Origin of the sequence: Lacrimispora sp. 38-1 (assembly GCF_049890855.1) — a bacterium.
Classification (GTDB): domain Bacteria; phylum Bacillota; class Clostridia; order Lachnospirales; family Lachnospiraceae; genus Lacrimispora.
This window is the reverse complement of sequence record NZ_JBANEW010000024.1, coordinates 1-425: the sequence shown is the minus strand read 5'-3', so window position 1 is coordinate 425 and position 425 is coordinate 1. Positions and strand designations below refer to the sequence as shown.

Below are 425 nucleotides of genomic sequence, written 5' to 3'. Positions count from 1 at the left end.
AACATGCACGCATGCTGGTTTAGGCTCTTTCCATTTCGCTCGCCGCTACTCTGGAAATCGAGTTTTCTTTCTTTTCCTCCGGGTACTTAGATGTTTCAGTTCCCCGGGTTCCCGACGTATGGCTATGGATTCACCATACGACAACTGAGGTTTGCTCAGCTGGGTTTCCCCATTCAGATATCTCCGGATCAAAGGATATTTGCTCCTCCCCGAAGCTTTTCGCAGCTTATCACGTCTTTCATCGGCTCTTAGTGCCAAGGCATCCACCTTGTGCTCTTTCTAGCTTAACCAATACGACTTTCACCTGCGGGTGCGGGTTACTCATCTAAGATACATAGCGTTGTATCTTATGGTCTTAGGTTGTTCTCTTACCGTACGTTACGGTAATTGAACGAGTTTTTATTCGGTTACATCTTTCGATGTAA

1 rRNA gene is annotated in these 425 nt (G+C 46.1%); it reads right to left on the bottom strand.

The features are described from left to right. A 23S ribosomal RNA gene (locus V7D18_RS05105) occupies positions 1-290 on the bottom strand; the annotation flags it as partial. Positions 291-425 lie beyond the last annotated feature (135 nt).